6 protein-coding genes are annotated in these 4851 nt (G+C 70.4%); all 6 read right to left on the bottom strand.

Features of this window, described 5'->3' with window-relative positions; translation table 11 throughout:
• Positions 1–192: 192 nt before the first annotated feature.
• On the bottom strand, positions 193–1179 hold the full coding sequence (gene corA, locus ROTAS13_RS19310; RefSeq protein ID WP_019461506.1) for a magnesium/cobalt transporter CorA: 987 nt from the start codon (positions 1177–1179) through the stop codon (positions 193–195).
• Positions 1180–1330: 151 nt separating this feature from the next.
• Positions 1331–2041, bottom strand: coding sequence for an acireductone synthase (gene mtnC / locus ROTAS13_RS19305; protein ID WP_075823138.1), 711 nt, complete (start codon positions 2039–2041; stop codon positions 1331–1333).
• Positions 2038–2592, bottom strand: a complete 555-nt coding sequence (locus ROTAS13_RS19300) for an acireductone dioxygenase (RefSeq protein ID WP_075823137.1) — start codon at positions 2590–2592, stop codon at positions 2038–2040. Before ROTAS13_RS19300 ends, mtnC begins: the two co-directional genes overlap by 4 nt.
• On the bottom strand, positions 2589–3221 hold the full coding sequence (locus ROTAS13_RS19295) for a methylthioribulose 1-phosphate dehydratase (protein ID WP_075823136.1): 633 nt from the start codon (positions 3219–3221) through the stop codon (positions 2589–2591). Before ROTAS13_RS19295 ends, ROTAS13_RS19300 begins: the two co-directional genes overlap by 4 nt.
• Positions 3222–3417: 196 nt before the next feature.
• The gene (locus ROTAS13_RS19290) at positions 3418–3684 is read right to left on the bottom strand and encodes a twin-arginine translocase TatA/TatE family subunit (RefSeq protein WP_019461502.1); all 267 of its coding nucleotides are present in this window, start codon (positions 3682–3684) and stop codon (positions 3418–3420) included.
• A gap of 361 nt (positions 3685–4045) precedes the next feature.
• Positions 4046–4851: tripartite tricarboxylate transporter substrate binding protein (locus tag ROTAS13_RS19285; protein WP_075823135.1), on the bottom strand; the 806-nt coding region annotated here is incomplete at its 5' end.

Raw genomic sequence — 4851 nt, 5'->3', positions numbered from 1 at the left:
GCCACAGGCGGCCAGGGCCAGCGAGGCCGCCAGCAGGCCGGAGGATGGCCTGAGGAGCGGCCCAAGGAGTGACAGGAACGGGAAGGGGCGGGGGGTGCGCGTCACGCGGCGCAGCATACAGGAAGTGCCACCTGTTCCGGGATAGGCCGGATGCCGCTCCGGGCCCGTGGGGCGCCGCGCCGGGACGGCGGCTCAGAGCCAGCCCTTGCGCTTGAAGTAGAGCACCGGCAGGATCGCGGTGACCACCATCAGCCCGATCGCCACCGGATAGCCGAAATCCCAGCCCAGCTCGGGCATGTCCTTGAAGTTCATGCCGTAGATGCTGGCGATCAGGGTGGGCGGCATCAACGCCACCGAGGCCACGGTAAAGGTCTTGATGATGCCGTTCTGGTCGATGTTGATGACGCCCAGGATGGCGTCGAGCAGGAAGTTCGCCTTGTTGGCCAGGAAGCCCGCATGGTCCACCAGGGACTTCAGGTCGCGCACCAGGGTCTTCACCTGCGTGGTGTTCTCCTTGCGCACCAGCGCGTCCTTCTCCGTGCCGAGATAGGTCAGGATGCGGCTGAGGCCGAGCAGGGTCTCGCTGGCACGGCTGGTAACCTCGCCCACCTGGCCCAGGGCGATCAGCGCGTTGCGGAGGTCCTCGTCCCGCCGGTTCGCCTTGGTGGTGCCCTTGGCGGAGCGGAAGGCGGTGCGGCTGGCGGTGTCCATGTCCGCGCCCACCCGCTCCAGGATATCGGCCAGCCGGTCCACCACGCTCTCGAAGATGCCGATCATCACCTGGTCGGGGGAGCGCAGCAGGCTCGGCGGGTGCTTGCGGCAACGGGTGGAGAACATGGCGATGGCCTTGGGCGTGGCATAGCGCACGGTGATCAGGTTGTGCGCGGCGAGGACGAAGGTGATGGGCGTGCTGCCGAACTCGCCTTCCTCCACCCCGTAGAGGAAGTTGGCGGTGAGGAAGAGGGCATCCTCCTCCCGGTAGAGGCGGGAGGAGCTCTCGATCTCCTGCTGCTCCTCGCGCGTCGGCACCTCCAGCCCCAGGGCGTCCTGGACGGCGCGCTCCTCCTCCCGGCTCGGGTTCAGCAGGTCGAGCCAGACGGCGGTTCGCAGTTCCTCGGGGGGGCGCGTGCCCTCCCTGACCTCCAGGCGGCCATTCACCACAGTGTAGGTGGTCAGCATGGGAGCGGGGGGATCTCACGGGCTGGATGGGCGGGAAGGTATCTATGACGCCGCCGCAAACCTGCGGCCAGGGTCCGCCGCATGACGATTCCGCCATGCTTGGGTGACGTGTTCGCGCGTTGCGGGCACGGCGGACCCGCACCGCAGGGGTTCAAGCGTGTGGTAGCCCGAAGAGCGAGGCCACGGCCGGGAAGCCGCCCGCCTCGGGATGGCGGCCGGAGGGTTGCGTGCCATCCTCGGGCCGGACGAGCTGGCAGGTGGCGAGGCCGGCCTCCCGGGCCGCGTCCAGCTCCTCGGCCACATCGGACAGGAAGAGGATCTCCCCTGCCGGCAGGTGCAGCCCGGCGGTGATGGTGCGGTAGCTCGCGGCCTCGCGCTTGGCGCCGACGCGGGTGTCGAAGAAGCCCGAGAAGATCGGCGTCAGGTCGCCCGCCGGGCTGTGGCCGAAGAGCAGCTTCTGCGCCTCCACCGAGCCGGAGGAATAGACGCAGAGGCGCAGCCCGGCCGCGGACCAGGCACGCAGGCAAGGGGCCACGTCCGGATAGAGATGCGAGGTGAGCCGCCCATCCTCGTAGCCCTGCCGCCAGATCAGCCCCTGCAGTGCCTTCAGCGGCGTGACCTTGGCATCCGATGCCATCCAGGTGCGCAGGACGGCGCGCGGCTCCTGCCCCGGTGCGAGCTCGCGCACCCCGGCCAGGATGGCGGCGACCTCGGCCTCCCCGCCATGGCGGTCCAGGAAGCGGTCGAGTTCCGCCTCCGCGAAGGGGAACAGCACCTCTTTCACGAAGGCGATGGCGCTGGTCGTGCCCTCGATGTCGGTGAGGATCGCGGCCAAGCGGGTGGCGGGCACCGGAGCGCTCATGCCTGCGCGGGCGTGCCGTGGGCGGCCGGGAAGCGCTTCGCCATGTCCGTGCCCGTGTAGTGCGGCACCCAGCCCGAGGTGTCGGTGAAGATCCGTACCGCGGTGAAGGAGGGATGCGTGCCGGCGTCGAACCAGTGCTGCGTGTTCGCCGGGACGCTGATCAGGTCGCCCTCCGTGCAGTGGGCATCATAGACCTTGCCGTTCACGTGCAGGATGAAGTTGCCAGAGCCCTCGTGGAAGAAGCGGACCTCGTCCTCGGTATGGGTGTGCTCGTCGAGGAACTTGGTGCGCAGCGTCTCACGCTGCGGATGGTCGGGAGAGAGCTTGATCACGTCGGAGGAGCCGGCGCCGGTCTGGCCCAGCAGTGCGTCCAGGTGCGGGCGGTAGGCATCCAGCACCGCCTCGGCATCGGCACCCTGGGGCAGCGAGACGACGGGCCAGCGCTCGAACCGCACGCCGATGGCGGCCAGGGTCTCGGCGATGGCGGTGGCGTTGTCGGTGTCGAGCTCCACCGCCTTGGTGGCGGCGTCGTGAACGACCAGGCGGCTCATTCGAACATCCCTCCTCGGCTCTGCGCGATCAGCTCGCAGCCCAGCATGAACTCCAGGGCCTCCAGCCGCGCCAGGGCCCCATCCATGTCGGCGGCCCATACATAGACGCCGTGGCCGCGGATCAAATAGCCCGGCGGAACGATCGTGTCGTCCTCCGCCATCTCCCGCCAGCGGGCGGAAACGCGGGACTGGAGGCGGGCGATGTCCTGGTCGTTGTCGAAGACCGGCAGGCCGACCGTGGCCTCGTGGGTGGGCAGGCCGGGGAAGGCCTTCAGCAGCTCGTAGCCTTCCAGCAGGATCTCGTCGCCCGACATGCGCGACATCACCGTGTTGGGGACGCTGTGGCCGTGCAGCACCGCCCCCGCCTCGGGGAAGTGGCGATAGGCGCCGCAATGCAGTAGGGTTTCCGCCGAAGGCCGCAGCGACGGGTCCTCGGGCCTGCCGTCCAGGTCCACGACCATGACGTGCCCGTCCTGCAAAAAGCCCTTGTGGCAGCCGGAGCGCGTGACCGCGACCCGGTCGCCGGGCAGGCGGATGGAAAGGTTTCCCGCCGTGGCGGGGACCCAGCCGCGCGCGTCCATGCGCCGGCCGGCCCCGATGATGCGGCTGACCGCTTCCGCCAGCTCCATGACCCGATCTCCCGGACAGGGGGAAGCCGGGGCGCGTGGCCCCGGCAAGGGAAAGCCGACCCCGGGGACTCCCTGCGGGAAGCCTCCTGGGCCGGCGCTGGTCTGTCAGAATTCCGGGGCGCGGAAAAGGGCGCCAGGGCGGTCGGTGCCGGGAAAGGAGAGCCCGTGGACCGTCGCCCGGGCTCCCCTGCACGGTTCAGGCCGCGGGGCGGCCCGGATTGGCCGTGGTGGTGGCGTTGTTGGTGCCGGTGGTCGGCGTGCCCGGGGGCGGGGGCGGCAGGTTGGCCGGCGGCGCCTGGGTGTCGCGCGCCATGGACTCGTCCTCGTCCTCGCGCATGTTCTTCTTGAACGACTTGATGCCGGTGGCGAGGTCACCCATCAGACCGCTGATCTTGCCGCTTCCGAAGAGCAGCAGGACCACCAGCAGGACGATGAGCCAGTGCCAGATGCTGAACGAACCCATGGTGCGGCCTCAATTCCTGTCATTATGCCAAGGCGCGCCCGGCGGCGCCTCGATCGCGTTTCCCTACCGACACTAGAGCAGAAAGGCACGCGGCGTAATCGCCCGGCCGCCGGATTCTGCTTGCCGGACGGTGATCCGGGGCGCCGCCGCCCGACCACGCGGGCTGGCGGACCCTCTCCGATCCTCGCCGGAAAAGCCGGGGCCACGGGCCGATGGCCAGGGGCGGACCGGCTCCCGACCGGGAGATGGGGGCGTGCGGGGTCCGGCACAACCTCGGGCCGTGGCCGGGGCGGAACGGCTTTGCAACGCGTTGTAACGCCACGGGCCGGCGCCGGTTCCGGGGCCGGCGCCGGAAGGGGGCTCAGTCGGCCTGGATGTCCAGCTTGCGGATCAGGCTGCCCCAGCGTTCCGTCTCGGCGGCGATGAAGCGGGCGAAGTCCTGGCTGGGCAGGCCCATCACCTCGAAGCCGATATTCTCCAGCGCCTGGCGGACCTGCGGCTTGCGGAACCCGGCCACGGCCAGCGCCTCCAGCCGGGCGCGATGCGGCTCGGGCATCGAGGCCGGGGCGAAGAGGCCGCTCCAGCCATAGGAGGTAGCGTCCTTGATCCCGGCTTCGGCCAGGGTCGGCACATCCGGCATCTCGGCGGCGCGGTGCTCGCCGGTGCAGGCGAGGGCGATGAGCTGGCCGTCGCGCACCTGCGGCAGCACGGCGCCGATGGTGACCACCATGGTCTCGATGCGGCCGGCCACCATGTCGAGCACCGCCTGCGGGAAGCCGCGATAGGGCACGTGCTCCATCCGCAGCCCCTCGCGCGCCATCAGCTCCACCATGGCGAGGTGGCCACCCGAGCCGGCGCCGACCGAGGCGAAGGAGAGCCTGCCCGGGTTGGCCCTCACATAGGCGAAGAACTCCGCGAGGCTCCGCGCCGGCACGCCGGGCGTGACGACCAGCAGCTGCGGCGCCCGCACCGCCATGGCGATCGGCCGCAGGTCTCGCTGCGGGTCATAGGGCAGGTTGCGGTACAGGGCCGGGGCGGTGGTGATCGGCCCGTTGATCGACAGGCAGATGGTGTGGCCGTCCGTCGCCTTGGCGGCCATGTCGGTGCCGATATTGCCGCCGGCGCCGGGGCGGTTGTCCACCACCACGGGCTGGCCGAGCCCGGCGG

The organism is Roseomonas sp. TAS13, from assembly GCF_001950415.1.
Taxonomy (GTDB): Bacteria; Pseudomonadota; Alphaproteobacteria; order Acetobacterales; family Acetobacteraceae; genus Roseomonas; species Roseomonas mucosa.
This window is presented reverse-complemented; position numbering and strand designations above follow the sequence as displayed.

What these genes read in the sequence shown, in the direction of transcription:
- corA (WP_019461506.1), bottom strand. Translation starts at nt 1,179, where the DNA reads ATGCTGACCACCTACACTGTGGTGAATGGCCGCCTGGAGGTCAGGGAG.
- mtnC (WP_075823138.1), bottom strand. Translation starts at nt 2,041, where the DNA reads ATGAGCGCTCCGGTGCCCGCCACCCGCTTGGCCGCGATCCTCACCGAC.
- ROTAS13_RS19300 (WP_075823137.1), bottom strand. Translation starts at nt 2,592, where the DNA reads ATGAGCCGCCTGGTCGTTCACGACGCCGCCACCAAGGCGGTGGAGCTC.
- ROTAS13_RS19295 (WP_075823136.1), bottom strand. Translation starts at nt 3,221, where the DNA reads ATGGAGCTGGCGGAAGCGGTCAGCCGCATCATCGGGGCCGGCCGGCGC.
- ROTAS13_RS19290 (WP_019461502.1), bottom strand. Translation starts at nt 3,684, where the DNA reads ATGGGTTCGTTCAGCATCTGGCACTGGCTCATCGTCCTGCTGGTGGTC.